Origin of the sequence: Novosphingobium capsulatum NBRC 12533 (assembly GCF_001598375.1) — a bacterium.
GTDB lineage: Bacteria > Pseudomonadota > Alphaproteobacteria > Sphingomonadales > Sphingomonadaceae > Novosphingobium > Novosphingobium capsulatum.
This window is the reverse complement of sequence record NZ_BCYV01000006.1, coordinates 21,231-39,612: the sequence shown is the minus strand read 5'-3', so window position 1 is coordinate 39,612 and position 18,382 is coordinate 21,231. Positions and strand designations below refer to the sequence as shown.

The window sequence follows — 18,382 nt, the reverse complement described above, 5'->3', positions numbered from 1 at the left end:
TTCGCATTATGTTCCTAATCTGACGGCATGTCCGATTCGATTCTCGTTCCGCCCACTGCCCCCTCGCTGTCGCCCGATGCCTTGGCCGTGGCACGCGGCGTGGCGCGGCTGTTTGCCCGCAACGATATCTGGTGCCTGGCGGAAATGCCGCTGCGCAATGGCCGCCGCGCCGATCTGATGGGGATCGATGGCAAGGGGCGGGTGGTGATCGTGGAAATCAAGGTCAGCCGCGCCGATCTGTTGGGCGATAGCAAGTGGCCGGAATACCTCGATCATTGCGACCGGTTCTATTGGGGGCTGGCGCCGCATCTCGATCGCGCCGTGCTCAACGATGCGGCGTTTCTGCCGCAGGCCTGCGGCATCATCGTGGCCGATGGCTATGATGCGGAAATCGTGCGGCCGGCGCCCAGCCTGCCGTTGGCCGCCGCGCGCCGCAAGGTAGAGGTGGAGCGCCTGGCCCGCACGGCCTTGCGCCGGCAGGTGGTGGCGGCCGATCCGGCCTGCGCCACCTGGGGCATCGACCATTGAGCGTGGTTTAGCCGGCCGCGGCGGCGCGCAGCACTTTGGATACCAGCGCCTGGGAGACTGACAGCACCCGTGCGGTTTCGGTCTGGGTAAGGCCGCGTGCGGCGAGCGCCACGATCTGCGCATCGCGGGCGGCACGGGCCTGGGCACCGCTGCGCCCGCTGGTTGCTGGCAATGCGCTGGGCAATTGATCCGGTTGTTCGTCTGGCGCGTTGGTCAGCGTATCGAGCGCGAGGCCGGGGCCGACGATCTCGCGCGTGGCGGTGCGGCCGTCCGCGCCGCTCGTCGCCAGGCGGGCAAGGCCGGTGGTCTTGTCGATCGACAGGGTGCAGCGCGCCACGTCCGGCTCGGCCATGGCTTGGGCCAGCAGTGCCATGACGGCCCGCGTCAGGCCTTGGTCAGCCGCCGCCTTTTCCGCGTTGCGTTTGCGCTTCTTGCCCATGCCCCATCCCCGTTGCCTGCGCTTGCTGTGATCGATGGTGTATTCGTGATATGAAAAATATCACAAACTGCCGCGACGGCAAGGTTCAGATGGTGAAATCCGCCGGCACGCTTTCGTCGCCCAGGCACAGATCATCAGCGTTGAGGGTAAGCGTCAGGCAGGCGCGCGTGCCGGGCATAGCCTCGCCGGGATGCACGGCCTCGTGTGCCAGGCGTGCCCCGCGCGAGCGGGTGAGCGCATCGATCAGCCGCGTGCCAAGGCCGGTGCCATGCACGGTGCCGTCGGGCGGCATGCCCCAGCCATCGTCTTCCACGCACAGCATCAGGCGCGCCTCGGCATCAGCCTGCTGCGTCAGGCGCAGGGTGACGCGCACCTCGCCTTCGGCATCGGCCGGATAAGCATATTTGCAGGCATTGCCGACCAGTTCGTTGGCGGCAAGGCCAATGGTGACGGCAAGGTCGGTTTTCAGCCGCGCGGGATCGGCATCGACCGTCACCGTGCGCGGCCGCTGGGCCGACCAGGCATCGCCCATGTCGCTGGCCAGAGCGGCGAGATAATCGTCGATCGCCACGAATTCGACGTCATTGGTCGTGTAAAGCCGCCGGTTGACCTGGGCGATCGTGGCAATGCGCTGGTGCGCGCGATAGAGCGCATCGCGCGCGGCCTCGTTGTCCACGCTGCGCGCCTGCATCGAGACGAACGCCATGACCATCTGGAGGTTGTTGGCAACGCGGTGGTTGACCTCGCGCAGCAGGGTTTCCAGCCGGGCGTTGCTGGCGCGCAGATCCTGTTCGGCGCGGTCGCGGGCCTGGCGCAGGGCGGTGGCTTCCAGCACCTGGGCAAAGCTTTGCGCCAGAAGATCGAAGAAATCGTCGCCCACTGCCTTGACGACATAGTCCTGCGCCCCGGCTTTCAGCGCGGCCACGGCGATGCGGCTCTCTTCCGAGCCGGTGACATAGACGATCGGCGGGCAATCGGGCAGGGCGCGCAGCCCTTCGAGCGTGGAGAGGCCGTCGCGACCCGGCATGTAATGGTCCACGGCTACCAGGTCGAAAGCCTGGCTTGCGGTCATGGCGATGCCTTCATCGCCGCTGGCCGCGGTGGTTACGTCATATCCCTTGCGCGCCAGCACACGTGCGACGAGGCGCCGCAGCCCCTCGTCGTCGTCGATATAGAGAATGCGCGCGGCGGGACGGATCAGACCTCCTCCGCACTCGGGATCTGGATCACCGACAGGAACAGGCCCAACTGACGGATCGCGTCGGCAAAGCTTTCATAGTTGACGGGCTTGGTGATGTAGACGTTGCAGCCCAGGTCATAGCAGCGCTGGATTTCCACCTTGTCATCGGTGGTGGTCAGCACGACCACCGGGGTGCGGCGCAGCGGGCCATCATCGCTCTTGATCCGGGCGAGGATGTCGATCCCGCTCATGTCCGGCAGGTTGAGATCGAGCAGGACCAGCGCCGGCCCGTTGTGGCTGGGGCCGTGCTCGCTATCGAGCAGGAACGACAGCGCCGAGGTGCCATCGATGAAGTGATGGATCGTGTTGGAAATGCCGGCGCGGCGGATGTTCTTCTCGATGAGACGGGCATGACCCTCGTCGTCCTCGATCATCACGATGTTGACGGGACGTTGATTAACCATTGGCTTCTGCGCCTTTCCATTCGATCGGCAGGTTGACGCGGAACGTGGCGCCTTTGCCCAATTCCGAAACCACTTCGATCACACCGCCAAGGCGATAGGCAAGCGCACGAACATGCGCAAGACCGATGCCTTCGCCCGGCTGGTCCTGCACGCCAGAGCGGCGGAAAAGGTCGAAAATGCGTTCATGATCACGCGGATCGATGCCGCGGCCGTTGTCCGTCACCTCGATGATGGCGCGGCCGCGCACGGCCTTGCCGCTGATGTGGATTTCACCGGCGCGGCCGGGCTGAAGGTACTTCAGCGCGTTTTCCATCAGGTTGGACAGAATCTGTTCCAGCGCGGTGCGATCGCTGGTGAGCGCGGGCAGCGCCGCGATGGTCAGCGTGGTGCCCGTCTCGGTCAGACGGTGCTGCATCGTATCGGCGATCGAGCGGACCAGCGCGGTGAGATCGAGCGTCTCGGGCGCCAGGGTGCGGCGCCCTTCGCGCGACAGGCGCAGGATGGCATTGATCAGCCGGTCCATCTTCTGGGTGGAACTGCGGATGAAGCCGATCGCCTCGGGCAGGTCTTCCTCCACTGCGCGCAGCACATCGGCGGGCGAGGGCACCGCAGCGCCCGCCTGCGCCGGATCGTGCAGCGAGCGGGCGATCACGTCGGTCGCCGCTTCCAGTTCGGCGGTAAAGCCCATGACGTTGACCAGCGGAGAACGCAGATCATGGCTGACGATATAGGCAAAGCGCTGGATTTCGGCGTTGGCGCGCTGCAGCTCGGTCGTGCGCGAATCGACCAGGCGCTCAAGGTCGGTATTGAGCGCGCTCAATTCCAGGCGCGAGGCGCGCAGATCGCGCAGGGTGCGGCGCACCAGCAGGATCGTGGCGCTGGCCACTGTCAGGATCAGCAGCGCGATCGCCACCAGCACCATGTTGAACGTGCGCAGGCTTTGCGCCTGCAGCGATTCGCGCTGGCGCAGCAGGGCGCGCTCTTCGTCGGCCATGGCGTCGGCCACCTGGCGGATCTCGCGAATATGGACGACGACGGGATCGTGGAAGAAATCGCTGCGCAGGGCGGCCTGCGCGCTTCTGCCCCTGCTGCGTTCCGTCCTTTCGGCCTTGACGTAATCGCTCAGCAATTGCCGCATCCTGCGGATGTTGGCGGCCTGCTCGGGATTGTCTGCGGTCTTGCTCTGGACCATGTCGAGATCGGCGAGCGCGCTGGCCAATGCCTCGTCGAACAGGCCATTGAACGCGGGATCATCGCTCAGTAGGCGGCCGCGCCGGGCGGTTTCCATGCGCTCGGCCTTGCTGGCAAAGGCGCCGATGCGCGCCTGCACTTCCAGCGTATGGGCAACCCAGCGCTCGCTGTCGGTATTGCGTTGCTGCGTCCACAATGCCGCGCCGAGCCCGGCGAGCAGGGCGGCAAAACCGATGGTCAGCAGTGTCAGGATGAAGCGGTTGACCCGGGTATCCCTGCCCAGCGCGGTCAGATTCGTCGTTTGCATTGAAACCCTTCCCGCGCGGCACGATCGCAGATGGCGCCGCGCGCCCACGACAGGAATGCCGATCGGCCCGGTTGGTTCCACCTGCGTCCCCCAACAATGGCATTTTTGCGCCGGGGCGAGCGCGGCATGGCAGCGGCGGCGCGCAGGTTTGCCATGAAAAAAGGGTGCAGGCCGCGTGGCCCACACCCCTTTTTCAAGCCATCGGCGCTGCCGCTGAATCAGACCACGCGGCGCACCTTGTTGCGGTGCTGGCCGGTTGTGGCCGGGCCGCGCGGGCGAAACCGGCGCTTGGCAGCCGCTTCACCACCGGCGTCGTGCCGGGCGGCATCGCTGCGCGGGGCATCGCTGCGACGGCGATCCTGGCCCGTGCGGTCTGCGCTGCGCGGCGTGTCACTGCGGGGTGCGTCGCTGCGGCGCGTGTCGTCACGGCGGGGCTCGCCGCGATTGTCGGCGCGGGGGGCGTCCTGGCGCGGGCCACCATCACGGCGGCCATCGCGGCGTCCGCCGTCCTGGCGGCCACCGTCGCTGCGCCCGCCATCGCGACGGCCACCACCGGCGCGGCCACGCGGCTGGTCGCGGCGCATGTCGGTGTCTTCGGCCGCGCGACGCACGGGTGCGGGCAGGCGTGCCGCATCTGCCAGGAAGTTTTCCGGCAGCGGCATGACATCGGGCTTCACCTTGGTGAGGCGCTCGATATCGCGCAGGTAGGGCTTTTCATCAGGCGCGCAGAAGCTGATCGCCACGCCATCGGCACCGGCGCGCGCGGTGCGGCCAATGCGGTGCACATATTGCTCGGGCACGTTGGGCAGTTCGAAGTTGAACACGTGGCTCACCCCCGAAACGTCGATCCCGCGTGCGGCAATGTCGGTTGCCACCAGCACCGGGCACGAACCCTGGCGGAACGCTTCGAGCGCGGCGGTGCGCTGCGCCTGGCTCTTGTTGCCGTGGATGGCGCGGGCATCGATGCCGGCGGCCGAAAGATTGCGCGCCACGCGATCGGCACCATGCTTGGTGCGGGTGAACACGATGCCGCGATCGAGCTGCTTTTCGGCCAGCAGGCGGCGGATCGTCAGCGACAGCAGCGCCTGCTTTTCCGGCTGGTTGAGGAAGCTGACGAACTGTTCGACGCGTTCGGCCGTGGTCGATTGCGGGGCCACTTCCACGCGCACCGGGTTCTTGATGAACTGCTTGCCCAGGTCTTCGATCGACTTGGGCATGGTGGCGGAAAAGAACAGGCTCTGGCGCTTGGCCGGCAGCAGGTTGGCCACGCGCTTGAGCGCATGGATGAAGCCCAGGTCCATCATCTGGTCGGCTTCGTCGAGCACGAAGATTTCAGTGCGGCCGATGGTCAGCGCGCGGTTGTCGATCAGGTCGAGCAGGCGGCCTGGCGTGGCCACCAGGATATCGACGCCCGGCACCAGGCGGCGGGCCTGCTTGCCGATGGGAATGCCACCGAACACGCAATCGACCGTCAGGCGCAGGTTCTTGGCATAGCCCTTCATGTTGTCGGCGATCTGGGCGGCCAGTTCGCGGGTCGGCGAAAGCACCAGCATGCGGCACGACGCCGGCTTGCGCGGCTGCGGATCGGCGGCCAGGCGGTGCAGCGAGGGCAGCGCGAACGCGGCGGTCTTGCCGGTGCCGGTTTGTGCGATGCCGAGAAGATCGCGCCCTTCGAGCAGCGCGGGAATCGACTGGCGCTGGATCGGGGTGGGATCGGTGTAGCCCTTGGTTTCAAGCGCGCGGAGAATCGGCTCGGCAAGGCCAAGGTCAGAAAAATAGGACATGGAGTTCCAATGCTTTGCAATGCCTCCCATGGCCGGCCACGACAATGCGCGACAGGCCCGATGGGTGCAGGGTCGAACATGCGACCCCTTGCGTGATAAAGGGAGGCGGGTGGGGCACGATGCGCGCAGCCGGGGCGGATCGTTTCCGTAGCGACGGTCGATCTCACGCTTGCCCGGGCCTCTGTCACCTGCCGCTGGATCACGGCGGGCGCATCGCACCTGCTGATCGCTCCCTTAGGGGCAATGGCCTCGATACGCAAGGAAATTGCGCTGCGCTGCACCCAGGCCTAGGGCGTGGCATGGATTCGCCCGGCCCATCCGCCATGCCCGCCAGCCCCTGCACGGGAGTGTGCAGCATCGCGCCCGATAGTGGTCTGTGCCGTGGCTGTGCCCGCACCATGGCCGAAATTACCGCATGGTACCGCGCGGGAGCGGAAGAAAAGCGTGCGATCCTGGCGCGTTGTGAAAAACGCCTTGCCATCGGCCACGGGGCACCCTAACCGCTCGGCCACGTCACTTGGGGAGTAGCCACCGCGCGTCGCGCGCGGCGCCCAGCGTCAACATGCTTGGTCGAGAGATCATGGCGCGGGCAGAGGCAGGCCGGACACGGCCCGCTGCGGGCAAGACCAAATGGCAGCTGTGTGATTCGCTCGGCCGGGCGGAAGCACGCGCTGTCGTTTGTCTTCGTCTCGCCCGGCCCGGAACGTATCACCCATGGCACCCTTGTTCGAAGCCTTCAGCACCTCCGCCGCCGTGGTCGCGCTGGCCGAAATCGGCGACAAGACCCAGCTTCTCGCCATTGTCCTGGCCACGCGGTTCAAGCGGCCAGTGCCGATCGTGCTGGGCATTCTGGCCGCCACGCTGGTCAACCATTTCCTGGCGGCGCTGGTCGGCATGGTCGCGGCCGACCTGCTCGATGGCCTGTGGTTCCGCTATGCCATTGCGGGCGGCTTTATTGCCATGGGTCTGTGGACCCTGGTGCCCGACAAGCTCGATGACGAGGACGACGCGGCGCGGCCAGCGCGCTTTGGCGCGTTCCTGACCACGGTGGTGGCGTTCTTCCTGGTGGAAATGGGCGACAAGACCCAGGTGGCGACCATCGCGCTGGGCGCGCGGTTCCACGATGCCGTGGCGGTCACGGCCGGCACCACGGTGGGCATGATGCTGGCCAATGTGCCGGCGGTGTTCCTGGGCAATGCCCTGATCGCGCGCGTGCCGATGAACCTGGTGCGCATGGTTGCCGCCGCGCTGTTCATCGTGATCGGCAGCTGGCTGCTGGCGCAGACGGCCGGCCTGGTTTGAGGGTTGGGGCGCTGCGTTGGCGCCCTTCGACAGGCTCAGGGCGAACGGGGGGCATTATCCCCCGGAACCGTTCGGGCTGAGCTTGTCGAAGCCCTTGTCGCGCGCAGCGCTTAAAACTGGGTGCGCAGCCCGTCGATCACGAATTGCGCCGCAAGGGCCGCCAGCAGCACGCCCAGCAGGCGGGTGACCACCGCCTCTACCTGCTCGCCCAGCACGCGGATGATCGGGCGGGCGGCGACCAGCGCAACAAAGCTGAGCACCATGACGACGCCCAGCGCGGCGAGCACCACTGCGGTTTCCTCGGTGCCGTGCGCGCGCGCGGTCAGCAGCATGATCGAGGCGATCGAGCCCGGCCCGGCCAGCATCGGCATGGCCATGGGAAAGACCGAGACGTCTTCCACATGCGGCTGGGCATTGCGCACCTTTTCCGCGCGTTCCTCGCGCCGTTCGGTGCGCTTTTCGAACACCATGTCGAGTGCGATCAGGAACAGCATGATGCCGCCGGCGATGCGAAAGCTGGCCAGCTCGATGTGCAGCGCGCCGAGCAAGGCTTCGCCGAACAGGGCAAAGACCACAAGGATGCCGGTGGCGATCACGCAGGCGCGCAGCGCCATCTGCGTGGCTTGGCGCGCGGTGGCATGGGTGGTCAGCCCGGCATAGATCGGCGCGCAGCCGGGCGGATCTATCACCAGAAACAGCGTGGTGAAGGCGGACAGGAACAGTTGCAGCATGTCAGCCACCTTGGCGCTGGTCGGGGGCGGCGTCCAGATGGACAATGTCGGCCATCACGCCGTCTTTCCACTGCCAGGCGCGAAAGACGCGGCTGCCATCGGGCCGCACGGTGGACCGCCAGGCCAGGGTGCCATCGTTGGATTGCGCGGTCTGGCTGTCAGACCCGGCGGGCGCGTCGTCAGCGGGAATCGCGCCAGCCAGGGGGCGCTGCACGATGGGCGCGTTCTTGGCTGGCTTGGGCGCCGGGCGATCGTCTGCCCCGGCGGCCGTGGGCCGGGCCGGACAATCGGCCACCAGCCCGATCAGGAATTCGGGCGCATCGGGCAGGCTGGCGGCCGTGCCTTCCAGCGATAGGCGCCATTGGTAGTTGCCCTTCTTGGCGTGGCGTTGCCACACCGTGGCATACCAGCCGCCGGTTCCGGTGGCGGTTTTCCAGCGGCCGCGGGTGATGCCAAAGCTGCCGTCGCACGCAATCCAGGCGGCATCGGGCTGGTGCGGGTGGCCCGGCATGGCATCCTTGCGGCGCAGCAGGGGATCGGCTGCCTGGCGCGGCGGCAGGATCAGCTCGGCCCCTTCGGCCATGCTGGTGGCCAGCCCCTCGCGCGCGCCCTTGGCCTGCATCGCCTGGGCCGTGGCGATATCGGCGCCGATCAGCGCGCTGGGATTGGCGATCATCCGCACGCGTCCACCGGCCGGCTGGGCCAGGGCGGGGGCGGCAAGGCAGATGGCAAGCGCAAGGGCGACGCCGGGGGCACGAAGCAGCATGCCCCCGGTTCTATCGAATGCCGGCCCGTGGGCCAAGCAAGCACTTGGCAATGAAACGTTCCGCCAAGAACCGTGATCAGATCGCGTCAGGCGCCAGGGCCAGGCCGGCATGGCGATAGGCCGCCACCAGCGTGTTGCGCAGCAGCACGGCAATGGTCATCGGGCCGACCCCACCGGGCACAGGCGTGATCGCGCCGGCGACGGCGGCCGCTTCGGCATAGGCGACATCGCCGACCAGACGGGTTTTGCCTTCCAAGGCGCCCGCGACGCGGTTGATGCCCACGTCGATCACCGTGGCGCCAGGCTTGATCCAGTCACCCCGGATCATTTCTGGGCGGCCAACGGCGGCCACGACGATATCGGCGCGGCGCACCACATCGGGCAGGTTGCGGGTGCGGCTGTGGGCCACGGTCACGGTGCAGCTTTGCGCCAGCAGCAGCTGGGCCATCGGCTTGCCCACGATGTTGGAGCGGCCGATGACCACGGCATCGAGCCCGGACAGATCGCCCAGCCGGTCTTGCAGCAGCATCAGGCAGCCCAGCGGCGTACACGGCACGAAGCCGGCCTGGCCCACCGCCAGCCGCCCGGCATTGGTGACGTGAAAGCCGTCAACATCCTTGTCGGGGTTGATCGTGGCGATCACCTTCTGCTCGTCAAGATGGCGGGGCAGCGGCAACTGCACCAGGATGCCATCGACGGCGGGATCGGCGTTGAGCTGTTCGACCAGGGCCAGCAGCGTCGCTTCGTCGGTATCGGCGGGCAGCTTGTGTTCGAAGCTGGCCATGCCGGCTTCCACCGTGCTCTTGCCCTTGGAGCGGACATAGACCTGGCTGGCCGGGTCTTCCCCCACCAGCACCACGGCGAGGCCGGCCTGGCGCCCGGTGGCCTGGGTGAATTCGGCCGCCAGAGTGGCGATGCGCGCGCGCAGGTTGGCCGCAAAGGCCTTTCCGTCGATTACGTTGGCAGTCATGAAATCAGTACCCCGAGGCGGCCAGGCCGTTGAGCAGGATAGACAGCAGGCGCAGCAGCACGATCAGCACCATGGGCGAAAAATCGATACCGCCGGTATTGGGCATGAAGCGGCGGATCGGCGCCAGCAGCGGATCGAGAATGGCATTGAGCGCGCGCCAGATCGCGACGACCGCGTTGTTGCTGGTGTTGATCACGTTGAAGCTGATCAGCAGGCTCATCACGAACTGCACGATCACGACCATGCTGACAACGCTGATCAGGTAATCGATCATCTGGACAAGGGTATAGAGCAGCACGGGCGGCGTTCCTTATGGCGGCAGCGGTGCTGCGCTTTAGCCCAGGCTAGGCCCCAAGGGCAATCGGGTGAACGCCGCCCTTTTGCGCAAGATTTCGTTGGGTCTTGGCCCGCTCAGGGCGTCAAGGTGGTGCTGTCGATGTGCCAGCGCAGCTGCTCGGCGGTGGCGCCCGTCACATCGTTGACCCGGCGCAGCACCACTTCGCCGGTCAGGCGGCGGGCGCCGTCGATGATCGTCACCGGGGCAGTGTAATAGATTGATCCGGCCGCGCCTTCGGACTGGCCGGGATCGATCGTCACGCGCGGCTGCACCAGCTTGCCCCAGCGGGCGGTGAATGCCTTGGTGTCTAGCCCGCTGCCCTTGCCGTGATCGCCCCAGAACGCGCGGACCGAGGCCCAGTCGCGCGCTTCCACCGCCGTGCCCCAGGCTGCCAGCACCTTGCCCGGATCGCGCCGCGCGTTGAGCGCTGCGGCGTAGGCAGGATTGGGCGCCGGATCGGCTGCGGCTGCGTCCGTCGCAGCAGGCTTTGACGCGGCATCGGGCGCGCTGTCTTCGCTCGGCAGGTCAGAGGGCGCCACGATCCAGGCCGGCGGCGTGGTCTCGGCGCTGTCGGGCGTGCTGGTAGAGGCTTGCGGTGCGGGATCAGGCCGCCGGTCACATCCCGCAAGGTTGATGACGATGGCAGAGGCGAGGGCGGTGGCCATGCAGGAACGGATCATGCCCCTAACCACGCTTGGCCCCCGCTTTCGTTCCATTGGCCGTCAGTCGCGCTCGCTGCTGCCCACGCTGTGTCAGCGGTGGATCAGGGTGCCAGCGCCGCGCGCGGTGAAGATTTCCAGCAGCATGGCATGCGGCACCCGGCCATCGAGCACCACCGCCGCCTCGCACCCGGCCTCCACCGCGTGGACGCAGGTTTCCAGCTTGGGGATCATGCCGCCGCTGATCGTGCCATCGCGCGTCAGCCCGGCAATGTCGTGCGGGGTCAGGTCGGTCAGCAGGCGCTTGTCCTTGTCGAGCACACCCGGCACGTCGGTGAGCAGGAACAACCGCGAGGCGCCGAGCTTGGCCGCGATCGCGCCAGCCATGGTATCGGCGTTGATGTTGTAGGTGTGCCCGTCCTTGCCAACGCCGATCGGCGCGATCACCGGGATGAAGCCGGCCGCGCTGGCAGTGTGGATGATGGTGGGATCGATCTCGGTCGGTTCGCCGACAAAGCCCAGATCGACCACGCGCTCGATATTGCTTTCCGGGTCTTTGGTGGTGCGTTCCACCTTGGTGGCGGTGACCAGCCCGGCGTCCTTGCCGGAAATGCCCAGCGCCTTGCCCCCGGCCGCCGCGATCCAGCTGACCAGTTCCTTGTTGATCTTGCCCGACAAGACCATCTCGGCCACTTCGGCCGTGGCGGCATCGGTCACGCGCAGGCCATCGATGAAGTGCGATTCCACGCCCAGCTTCTTGAGCATCGCGCCGATCTGCGGGCCGCCGCCGTGCACCACCACCGGGTTCACGCCCACGGCCTTCAAGAGCACGATGTCTTCGGCAAAATCGCGCGCGGCATCGGGATCGCCCATGGCGTGGCCGCCATACTTCACCACAAAGGTCTTCCCGGCATAACGCTGCAGATAGGGCAGCGCCTCGGTCAGCGTTTCCGCCTTGGCGAGCATGCTGGTGCGATAGGAGTCGGTCTGATCGATGTTCGTGGCCATGATGGCGGCGCCTTAGCCGTCTTCGACCGAATTTGCAGTGAATATTTGCGCCGTGAAGATTTGTGTCAGGCGCGATCGAGCCGGCGCCCAAGCCGCACCGCGAGCCAGATCAGCGGCGGCACCATCAGCGTGGACAGCAGCAGCTTGGCGCCGAGCTGCCCGGTCATCAGCGCGCCGATCGGCAGCGGGTGCCCATCGGCGCCCTTTTCGCCCCAGAACGACAGCGTGATGAACAGCACTGTATCGGCCACCTGGCTGAGCAGGCTGGCAAGCCAGGCGCGCAGCATCAGCCGCTGCCCCTGGCCGCCGCCGATGCGGGCAAAGACATGCACGTTGAGCGTTTGCGACACGCCATAGGAAATCAGCCCCGCCAGCTGCATCCGCGCGCCCTGGCCCAGCACCGTGGCAAAGGCTTCCTGTCCCTGCCAGAACGGCGCGGGCGGCACGGCGTGGATCACCAGGGTAAGCAGCACCATCGAGACGATCAGCGGGATGAAACCCAGCCGCACCAGCGTGGTCGCGGCCTTCTGGCCATAGAGTTCGGCCGTGGTGCTGGACAATACAACCAGCAGCAGAAAGCAGAAAATGCCCGATTCCACCGCCAGGCTGCCGACCACGGGCCAGGTGCCCAGGCTCGCGATCTTGGCCCCTAGCACGCCGGCAAGAACCACTAACCCGCCGTAAAGCAGGGAAAATACGAACAGTGCGCGGGGCAGGGAGACGGTCTGCGGCGCGGATGAAGGCATCTTTTCCATCGGTGGCCTCTATCCTGATTTTGACGCGGCGCCAAATATGGTTAGGAACGAAACCGTCTAAATCCCCCGTACGTGGAGTTGGCGATCCCGCCATGCGCATTCTTTCCAGTCTTGGCGGCATGGCGCTGCTGTTTGCCATCGCATTCCTGCTCTCCTCCAACCGCCGCGCCATTCGCTGGCGGGTGGTGCTGCCAGCCTTTGCCCTGCAGGCGGGCCTGGCCGCGCTGGTCCTGAGCTTTCCTCCGGGCAAGGCGGCGCTGCAGGGCGCGGCCAGCGCGGTGCAGCAGTTGCTGTCCTATTCGCGCGCCGGGGTGGAATTCGTGTTCGGCGATCTTGCCCGGCCCGAACTTGGCGGCAAGAGCGTGGCGATCGCCGTGCTGCCGCCGATCGTGTTCTTCGCTGCGCTGATCTCCATCCTCTATTACCTGGGCATCATGCCGCTGGTGATCCGCTGGATCGGTGGCGCGCTGGAAAAGGTGACCGGCATCAGCCGTGTGGAATCGCTGTGCGCGGCGGCCAACATCTTTGTCGGGCAAAGCGAATCGCCCTTGGTGATCCGCCCTTATCTTGCCGCGCTCTCGCCCAGCCAGGTGTTTACGGTGATGAGCGTGGGCATGGCGGGCGTGGCTGGCACGATCCTGGCCGCCTATGCCGGGCTGGGCGTGCGGGTGGATTACCTGGTCGCGGCGGCGTTCATGTCGGCACCGGGCGGGGTGTTCATGGGCAAGCTGATCATGCCCGACGTGCCCCCGCTGCACGATGCCGTTGATGCCGATGCCGACGCCGCGCTGACCAATCCGCACATCAAGCCTTCGCTGGAAGAGGCGCCGGAAGAACAGCGCCCGGCCAACCTGATCATGGCCGCCGCGCAAGGCGCGCAGACCGGGGTAAAGCTGGCTGTGGCGGTGGGCGCGATGCTGCTGGCGTTCGTGGCGCTGATCGCGCTGGCCAATGGCATGCTGGGCTGGGCGGGTGGTTTCTTCGGCCATCCCGGCCTGACCTTCCAGCAAATCCTCGCGCCGATCTTTGCGCCGGTGTTCCTGCTCTTGGGCGCGCCCAACTGGGCCGAAGCAATGCAGGCCGGCGGCCTGTTCGGCACCAAGATCGTACTCAACGAATTTGTCGGCTTCATCGATCTGCAAGAGGCCAAGGGCCTTTCCGATCACACCATCGCGATCGTCACCTTTGCGCTGTGCGGCTTTGCCAATTTCTCGTCGATCGCCATCCAGATGGCGGTGACCGGCGGCCTGGCGCCAAACCAGCGCCCGGTGATCGCGCGGCTGGGCATCAAGGCGCTGTGCGCCGGCGCGCTGTCCAACCTGATGAGCGCGGCACTGGCGGGGCTGTTTCTGTCGCTTTGACATCAAGCCCCTCCGTCGGCCTTGCGGCCGCCACCTCCCCATCGCTGATGGGGAGGACCTGAAGATCCTCCCTGCCGAAGGCGGGGAGGGGGACCGCCGCGCAAGCGGTGGTGGAGGGGCTATGCGTTTGCCTCGCGCTTGAGTTCATAAAGCAGATCGAGCGCGGCGCGGGGTGACAGCGCATCGATATCCAGCGCGTTGAGCTTGTCGCGCAGCGCATCGACCTTGTCCTCGGCCGCTTCGATGGCGGCGGCAAACAGGGGCAGGTCGTCAAGGCCCGCAGCCAGGCCACCGGTCGCGGCGCGGCCCTTTTCCAGCTTGTCGAGCACGCTGCGCGCGCGCTTGACCACGGGTTCGGGCACCCCGGCCAGGCGCGCCACGGCCAGGCCATAGGACTTGTCGGCCGGGCCCTGCGTCACCTCGTGCAGCAGGACCAGATCGCCTTTCCACTCGCGCGCCCGCACATGGTGCAGCGACAGCGCCGGGCAGGTTTCCGCCAGGCGCTGCATTTCGTGGTAATGGGTGGCGAACAGGCAGCGGCTGCGGTTGGTTTCATGCACCGCCTCGGCCACGGCCCAGGCCAGGGCCAGGCCATCATAGGTCGACGTGCCGCGCCCCACTTCATCGAGGATGACGAAGCTGCGCGGGCCGGCCTGTTGCAGGATCGCGGCGGTTTCGACCATTTCGACCATGAAGGTGGAGCGCCCGCGCGCCAGGTTGTCGCTGGCGCCGACGCGGCTGAACAGCCGGTCGACCAGGCCCACCGTGGCATCAAGCGCGGGAACATAGCTACCGGCCTGGGCCAGCAGCACGATCAAGGCGTTCTGGCGCAGGAACGTGGACTTGCCGCCCATGTTCGGCCCGCCGACCAGCCACAGCCGGTCAGCCTCGGCCAGTTGGCAATCGTTGGCCACGAACCGCTCGCCCGCCTTGGCCAGCGCGGCTTCCACCACCGGGTGGCGGCCGCTGGTGATTGCCAGCACCGGTTCTTCCACCACCTGCGGCAGGCACCAGCCGCCCTCGCCGGCGCGCTCGGCATGGCTGGCGGCCACGTCGATGCGGGCCAGCGCGGCGGCGGTGGCGGCAATGCCCTCGCGTGCGGCGACGGCCTGGGCGATCAGGTCTTCGAAATGGGCTTCCTCGGCGGCCAGGGCATGGCCGCCGGCCTCGGCGATGCGGCTGGCTTCCTCGTGCAGGGCCAGCGCATTGAAACGCACCGCGCCGGCCATGGTCTGGCGATGCGTAAAGCCGGAATCGGGCGCCATCAGCCGGTCGGCATGGCGCGCGGGCACTTCGATGAAATAGCCCAGCACGCCGTTGTGGCGGATCTTCAAGGCGGCAACGCCGGTCTCGTCGCGGTACCTGGCTTCCAGCGCGGCGATGGCGCGGCGCGAATTGCCGGCTGCGGCGCGCAGTTCGTCTAGCCCGGCATCATAGCCTTCGGCGATGAACCCACCCTGGCTGCGCTCGGTGGGCGGGGTGGGCACCAGGGCGCGGGTATAGAGATCGACCAGCGCGCCATGGCCGGCCAGATGCGGCAACAGCGCGGCGATCAGGGCCGGGCGATCGGCGCGCGCCGAAAGGCTGTCGTGCAGGTGCCGCGCCTGGGCCAGGCCATCGCGCAACTGGCCCAGATCGCGCGGCGAACCGCGCCCGGCGACGACGCGGCCCAGCGCGCGGCCGAGATCGGGCACAGTGCGCAAGGTGGCGCGCAGATCGGCCCGCAGCAGCGGATCATCGACCAGCCACTGCACCGTTTCCAGGCGGGCGCGGATCTGCGCCAGATCGAGCAGCGGCGCGGCGAGGTCTTCGGCGAGCAGGCGCGCGCCCGCACCGGTGACGCAGCGATCGATCGCCTCGGCCAGGCTGCCCTTGCGCGTGCCGCTCGCTGATACCAGCACTTCCAGGCTGGCGCGCGTCGCCTCGTCCATCGCCATGTGCGCATCGGCCCCGCGCGCCACCGGCGGCAGCAGCAGCGGCAGGCGCCCGCGCCCGACGTGGTCGAGATAGGCGATCAGCCCGCCCGCCGCCGCCAGCATGGCCCGGCCGAACATGCCAAAGCCATCGAGCGTGGCAACGCCGTGCAGTTCTTTGAGGCGCGCTTCGCCCGCTGCGCTGTCAAACGTGCGGCCGTCGCGCGGCACGGCATCGAGCGGGGCATCGGCCCAGCCATCGGGGGCGACGATCTCGCGCGCACCGAGCCGGGCGAGCGCGGCGCCGAGCCGGTCGGGCGTGCATTCTTCCAGTTCCATCCGCCCGGTGGAAATGTCGCATGAGGCGAGGCCCACGCTGTCGCGCAGCGGGCAGAGGGCGGCCAGGACATTGGATTCGCGCGGGTTGAGCAGCGCTTCCTCGGTCAGGGTGCCGGCGGTGACGAAGCGCACGATATCGCGTGCCACCAAGGCCTTGGAGCCGCCGCGCTTCTTGGCCTCTTCCGGGCTTTCCACCTGTTCGGCAATGGCCACGCGGCAACCGGCGCGGATCAGGCGGGCAAGATAGCTTTCCGCCGAATGGACCGGCACGCCACACATCGGGATCGGCGCGCCGCCATGCTCGCCCCGGCTGGTCAGCGCGATATCGAGGATCTGCGCGGCCTGGCGGGCATCATCGAAGAACAGCTCGAAGAAATCGCCCATGCGATAGAACAGCAGGCAATCGGGCGCCTGGTCCTTGAGCGCCAGATATTGCGCCATCATCGGGGTTGGGGCGGGGGTGGACATCGCGCTATCGCTAGCCCAGGCGGCGCGCATTCTCAAACCCGCAGGCGGGCCTTATGAACAGGCCGGATAGGCCGGCAGGGCGGCCTGCGGGTGTCACGGCTCCCCATGGCGGCATCGGCGTGATAAGGGCAGGCGCTCCACGCCCAGTATCCATCCCTGTTTCCACCCCAGCCCGACGCAGCGCAAAAGAGGCCTGATGCAAGTTTCCCCCAAGCGGTTCCGGTTTCTGCTCGATTGGCGCGGCGGGGGTCTGCCCTGGCTTTCAACGCGGGCGATCATCCTGGGCGTGCTGCTGATCTGCTTTCCGTTCGTGCTGGTCGATGTGCCGCCGCTGATCGACGTGCCGGGACACATGGGTGCCGCCGCGATCGAGGCGGCTGGGCCGGATAGCCCGCTGGGCAAGTATCTGGGCTGGAAGTGGGTGTTCACGCTCAACATCGGCGGCGACGTGCTGATGAAAGTGCTGGGCGGCTGGCTGGGGGTGCTGGCAGCCGGGTGGTGGAGCACGGTGCTGGCCACGGGCCTGTTTGCCGGCGGCTGCCTGGCCACGGTGCGGGTGGCCAACGCCCGCGGCGGCCATGGCGCGCCCTGGGCGCTGATGTGGGTGTTCAGCTTTCCGCTGCTGACCGGGTTCCTCAACTATATCCTGGGCACCGGCCTGTCGCTGTGCGCCTTTGCCGCGGCCATGGCGCTGGAGCACCGCCCGCGCGACCGTGCCGGCCTGCTCGTGGTGGCCCAGCCGCTGGCGATGCTGTGCCATGCCATCGGCGGGCTGCTGCTGGCGGTGATGGTCGGGGCCAATGCCTTTGGCCGCGAGCTGGACAACCTGCCGGCGGGCTGGTGGCGCCCGTCGCGCTGGCGCACGGTGATCGCCACGCACGATTGGAAGGCCGCCGCCGGGCGCCTCATCGTGCTGTGCTGGCCGCTGCTCGCCACGGTGCTGACCATCGTCTTGTGGAAGCTGTTTTCGCCCGAACCGGCGCGCAGCCTCAACGCCTGGCGGTGGGAACAGAAGGGCGTGTTCCTGGGCATCACCTTGCGCGACCAGTCGTTTGCGCTCGACGTGATCACCACGGCGGCCGCCTATATCCTGCTGCTCGGCGGGTTCTGGCTGGGCGGGCGGTGGAACTGGCAGCGCGGCCTGCCGGGGCTGTGCGTGCTGATCCTCTATGTGATCATCCCGAGCGATATCAACGGCAGTGCCTTTGTCGACGTGCGCCTGCTGCCCCCGGCGATGATGCTGTTGCTGGGCCTGCAGGACTGGAGCGGCGCGCGCCCGCGCGTGGCCCGCGCCGTGGCCTATGCCGGGCTGGTTCTGCTTGGCCTGCGCACGGTGGTCACGGCGGCCAGCTTCGTCGATTATGCCGACGATTATCGCCAGCAGCTATCCGCGCTCGAACATATCGAGCCGGGCGCCCGCATCCTCACGTTCGTGGAACATTCCTGCCTGGAGGAAGCGTGGCGCAACACCCGGCGCGATCACCTCGCCAGCCTGGCTAGCGTCTATCGCCAGGCCTGGGTGAACGACAACTGGGCCGTACCCGGTCTGCACATGGTCGTGCCGCGGTTCCGCCCGGCGCGCAATTTCGCGGCCGATCCGTCGGAATTCGTGTGGTCGCGGCGCTGCGCCAGCGGGCGGCTGCGCTCGATCGACTCGGCCCTGCGCTTTGCCCCGGTGGAACGGGTCGATTACGTCTGGCTGATCGATACCGGCCTGCCGCGCAACCCCGATCCACGCCTGCGCCTGGTGTGGCAGCAGGGGCGCAGCCTGCTGTTTGCCGTGCGGCCGCTGGGCCTGCCCAAATGGCAGGCGCGCGATTTGTAAGGGATCATTTCGTGCGCGCTCAAGCCTTCCCTAGCGCATTCGAATGTGCAAGGGG

The 18,382-nt window shown here is 67.5% G+C and carries 18 protein-coding genes; 5 read left to right on the top strand and 13 right to left on the bottom strand.

Annotation, left to right across the window (positions count from 1 at the left end; translation table 11 throughout):
- Window positions 1-27: 27 nt before the first annotated feature.
- Window positions 28-528, top strand: a complete 501-nt coding sequence (locus SCA01S_RS03880; RefSeq protein WP_062783146.1) for an MmcB family DNA repair protein — start codon at window positions 28-30, stop codon at window positions 526-528.
- A 7-nt stretch (window positions 529-535) separates the two neighbouring features.
- Here the strand turns inward: SCA01S_RS03880 and SCA01S_RS03875 are convergent, their stop codons facing one another.
- The 5 genes from SCA01S_RS03875 to SCA01S_RS03855 form a co-directional block, all read right to left on the bottom strand.
- A complete protein-coding gene (locus tag SCA01S_RS03875) occupies window positions 536-967 on the bottom strand; it encodes a hypothetical protein (protein WP_054131623.1) in 432 nt (143 codons plus the stop codon).
- 85 nt (window positions 968-1,052) lie between these two features.
- Window positions 1,053-2,138, bottom strand: coding sequence for a sensor histidine kinase (locus tag SCA01S_RS03870; RefSeq protein WP_255352196.1), 1,086 nt, complete (start codon window positions 2,136-2,138; stop codon window positions 1,053-1,055).
- Between the two features lie 26 nt (window positions 2,139-2,164).
- Complete coding sequence (locus SCA01S_RS03865) at window positions 2,165-2,611, bottom strand: response regulator (protein ID WP_062783143.1); 447 nt, start codon at window positions 2,609-2,611, stop codon at window positions 2,165-2,167.
- Window positions 2,604-4,109, bottom strand: coding sequence for a sensor histidine kinase (locus SCA01S_RS03860; protein WP_062783140.1), 1,506 nt, complete (start codon window positions 4,107-4,109; stop codon window positions 2,604-2,606). The genes SCA01S_RS03865 and SCA01S_RS03860 overlap by 8 nt, the downstream gene beginning before the upstream one ends.
- Before the next feature lie 218 nt (window positions 4,110-4,327).
- On the bottom strand, window positions 4,328-5,893 hold the full coding sequence (locus tag SCA01S_RS03855; protein WP_062783137.1) for a DEAD/DEAH box helicase: 1,566 nt from the start codon (window positions 5,891-5,893) through the stop codon (window positions 4,328-4,330).
- Window positions 5,894-5,937: 44 nt separating this feature from the next.
- Between SCA01S_RS03855 and SCA01S_RS23000 the strand changes: the two genes are divergently transcribed.
- Both SCA01S_RS23000 and SCA01S_RS03850 read left to right on the top strand, forming a co-directional pair.
- Window positions 5,938-6,393, top strand: coding sequence for a DUF1289 domain-containing protein (locus SCA01S_RS23000; protein WP_369405404.1), 456 nt, complete (start codon window positions 5,938-5,940; stop codon window positions 6,391-6,393).
- Between the two features lie 214 nt (window positions 6,394-6,607).
- Window positions 6,608-7,195 (top strand): TMEM165/GDT1 family protein, encoded by a 588-nt coding sequence (locus SCA01S_RS03850; RefSeq protein ID WP_062783134.1) that lies wholly within the window; start codon window positions 6,608-6,610, stop codon window positions 7,193-7,195.
- Window positions 7,196-7,305: 110 nt separating this feature from the next.
- Here the strand turns inward: SCA01S_RS03850 and SCA01S_RS03845 are convergent, their stop codons facing one another.
- From SCA01S_RS03845 to SCA01S_RS03815, 7 genes are all read right to left on the bottom strand, one after another.
- On the bottom strand, window positions 7,306-7,926 hold the full coding sequence (locus SCA01S_RS03845) for a MarC family protein (RefSeq protein ID WP_062783643.1): 621 nt from the start codon (window positions 7,924-7,926) through the stop codon (window positions 7,306-7,308).
- Between the two features lies 1 nt (window position 7,927).
- Window positions 7,928-8,692 carry a hypothetical protein gene (locus SCA01S_RS03840; protein WP_062783131.1) on the bottom strand — a complete coding sequence of 255 codons (765 nt, stop codon included), beginning with the start codon at window positions 8,690-8,692 and terminating at the stop codon, window positions 7,928-7,930.
- A gap of 76 nt (window positions 8,693-8,768) precedes the next feature.
- A complete protein-coding gene (folD, locus tag SCA01S_RS03835) occupies window positions 8,769-9,662 on the bottom strand; it encodes a bifunctional methylenetetrahydrofolate dehydrogenase/methenyltetrahydrofolate cyclohydrolase FolD (protein WP_062783128.1) in 894 nt (297 codons plus the stop codon).
- A gap of 4 nt (window positions 9,663-9,666) precedes the next feature.
- A complete protein-coding gene (locus SCA01S_RS03830; protein ID WP_022675599.1) occupies window positions 9,667-9,960 on the bottom strand; it encodes a YggT family protein in 294 nt (97 codons plus the stop codon).
- Window positions 9,961-10,073: 113 nt separating this feature from the next.
- Window positions 10,074-10,679, bottom strand: a complete 606-nt coding sequence (locus SCA01S_RS03825) for a hypothetical protein (protein ID WP_062783125.1) — start codon at window positions 10,677-10,679, stop codon at window positions 10,074-10,076.
- A 72-nt stretch (window positions 10,680-10,751) separates the two neighbouring features.
- Window positions 10,752-11,666 (bottom strand): acetylglutamate kinase, encoded by a 915-nt coding sequence (gene argB / locus SCA01S_RS03820; protein WP_022675597.1) that lies wholly within the window; start codon window positions 11,664-11,666, stop codon window positions 10,752-10,754.
- Window positions 11,667-11,731: 65 nt separating this feature from the next.
- Window positions 11,732-12,412: a queuosine precursor transporter gene (locus tag SCA01S_RS03815; RefSeq protein WP_028657676.1), complete on the bottom strand. Its 681-nt coding sequence runs from the start codon at window positions 12,410-12,412 to the stop codon at window positions 11,732-11,734.
- A gap of 101 nt (window positions 12,413-12,513) precedes the next feature.
- On the opposite strand from SCA01S_RS03815, the gene SCA01S_RS03810 reads away from it, so the two are divergent.
- Window positions 12,514-13,782 carry a NupC/NupG family nucleoside CNT transporter gene (locus SCA01S_RS03810; RefSeq protein WP_022675595.1) on the top strand — a complete coding sequence of 423 codons (1,269 nt, stop codon included), beginning with the start codon at window positions 12,514-12,516 and terminating at the stop codon, window positions 13,780-13,782.
- A gap of 119 nt (window positions 13,783-13,901) precedes the next feature.
- Here the strand turns inward: SCA01S_RS03810 and mutS are convergent, their stop codons facing one another.
- Complete coding sequence (gene mutS / locus SCA01S_RS03805; RefSeq protein WP_459541057.1) at window positions 13,902-16,502, bottom strand: DNA mismatch repair protein MutS; 2,601 nt, start codon at window positions 16,500-16,502, stop codon at window positions 13,902-13,904.
- Window positions 16,503-16,698: 196 nt separating this feature from the next.
- On the opposite strand from mutS, the gene SCA01S_RS03800 reads away from it, so the two are divergent.
- Window positions 16,699-18,327, top strand: coding sequence for a hypothetical protein (locus SCA01S_RS03800; RefSeq protein ID WP_062783120.1), 1,629 nt, complete (start codon window positions 16,699-16,701; stop codon window positions 18,325-18,327).
- The last annotated feature ends 55 nt before the right edge of the window (window positions 18,328-18,382 follow it).

What these genes read in the sequence shown, in the direction of transcription:
- SCA01S_RS03880 (WP_062783146.1), top strand. Translation starts at nt 28, where the DNA reads ATGTCCGATTCGATTCTCGTTCCGCCCACTGCCCCCTCGCTGTCGCCC.
- SCA01S_RS03875 (WP_054131623.1), bottom strand. Translation starts at nt 967, where the DNA reads ATGGGCAAGAAGCGCAAACGCAACGCGGAAAAGGCGGCGGCTGACCAA.
- SCA01S_RS03865 (WP_062783143.1), bottom strand. Translation starts at nt 2,611, where the DNA reads ATGGTTAATCAACGTCCCGTCAACATCGTGATGATCGAGGACGACGAG.
- SCA01S_RS03860 (WP_062783140.1), bottom strand. Translation starts at nt 4,109, where the DNA reads ATGCAAACGACGAATCTGACCGCGCTGGGCAGGGATACCCGGGTCAAC.
- SCA01S_RS03855 (WP_062783137.1), bottom strand. Translation starts at nt 5,893, where the DNA reads ATGTCCTATTTTTCTGACCTTGGCCTTGCCGAGCCGATTCTCCGCGCG.
- SCA01S_RS23000 (WP_369405404.1), top strand. Translation starts at nt 5,938, where the DNA reads ATGCGCGACAGGCCCGATGGGTGCAGGGTCGAACATGCGACCCCTTGC.
- SCA01S_RS03850 (WP_062783134.1), top strand. Translation starts at nt 6,608, where the DNA reads ATGGCACCCTTGTTCGAAGCCTTCAGCACCTCCGCCGCCGTGGTCGCG.
- SCA01S_RS03845 (WP_062783643.1), bottom strand. Translation starts at nt 7,926, where the DNA reads ATGCTGCAACTGTTCCTGTCCGCCTTCACCACGCTGTTTCTGGTGATA.
- SCA01S_RS03840 (WP_062783131.1), bottom strand. Translation starts at nt 8,692, where the DNA reads ATGCTGCTTCGTGCCCCCGGCGTCGCCCTTGCGCTTGCCATCTGCCTT.
- folD (WP_062783128.1), bottom strand. Translation starts at nt 9,662, where the DNA reads ATGACTGCCAACGTAATCGACGGAAAGGCCTTTGCGGCCAACCTGCGC.
- SCA01S_RS03825 (WP_062783125.1), bottom strand. Translation starts at nt 10,679, where the DNA reads ATGATCCGTTCCTGCATGGCCACCGCCCTCGCCTCTGCCATCGTCATC.
- argB (WP_022675597.1), bottom strand. Translation starts at nt 11,666, where the DNA reads ATGGCCACGAACATCGATCAGACCGACTCCTATCGCACCAGCATGCTC.
- SCA01S_RS03815 (WP_028657676.1), bottom strand. Translation starts at nt 12,412, where the DNA reads ATGCCTTCATCCGCGCCGCAGACCGTCTCCCTGCCCCGCGCACTGTTC.
- SCA01S_RS03810 (WP_022675595.1), top strand. Translation starts at nt 12,514, where the DNA reads ATGCGCATTCTTTCCAGTCTTGGCGGCATGGCGCTGCTGTTTGCCATC.
- mutS (WP_459541057.1), bottom strand. Translation starts at nt 16,502, where the DNA reads ATGTCCACCCCCGCCCCAACCCCGATGATGGCGCAATATCTGGCGCTC.
- SCA01S_RS03800 (WP_062783120.1), top strand. Translation starts at nt 16,699, where the DNA reads ATGCAAGTTTCCCCCAAGCGGTTCCGGTTTCTGCTCGATTGGCGCGGC.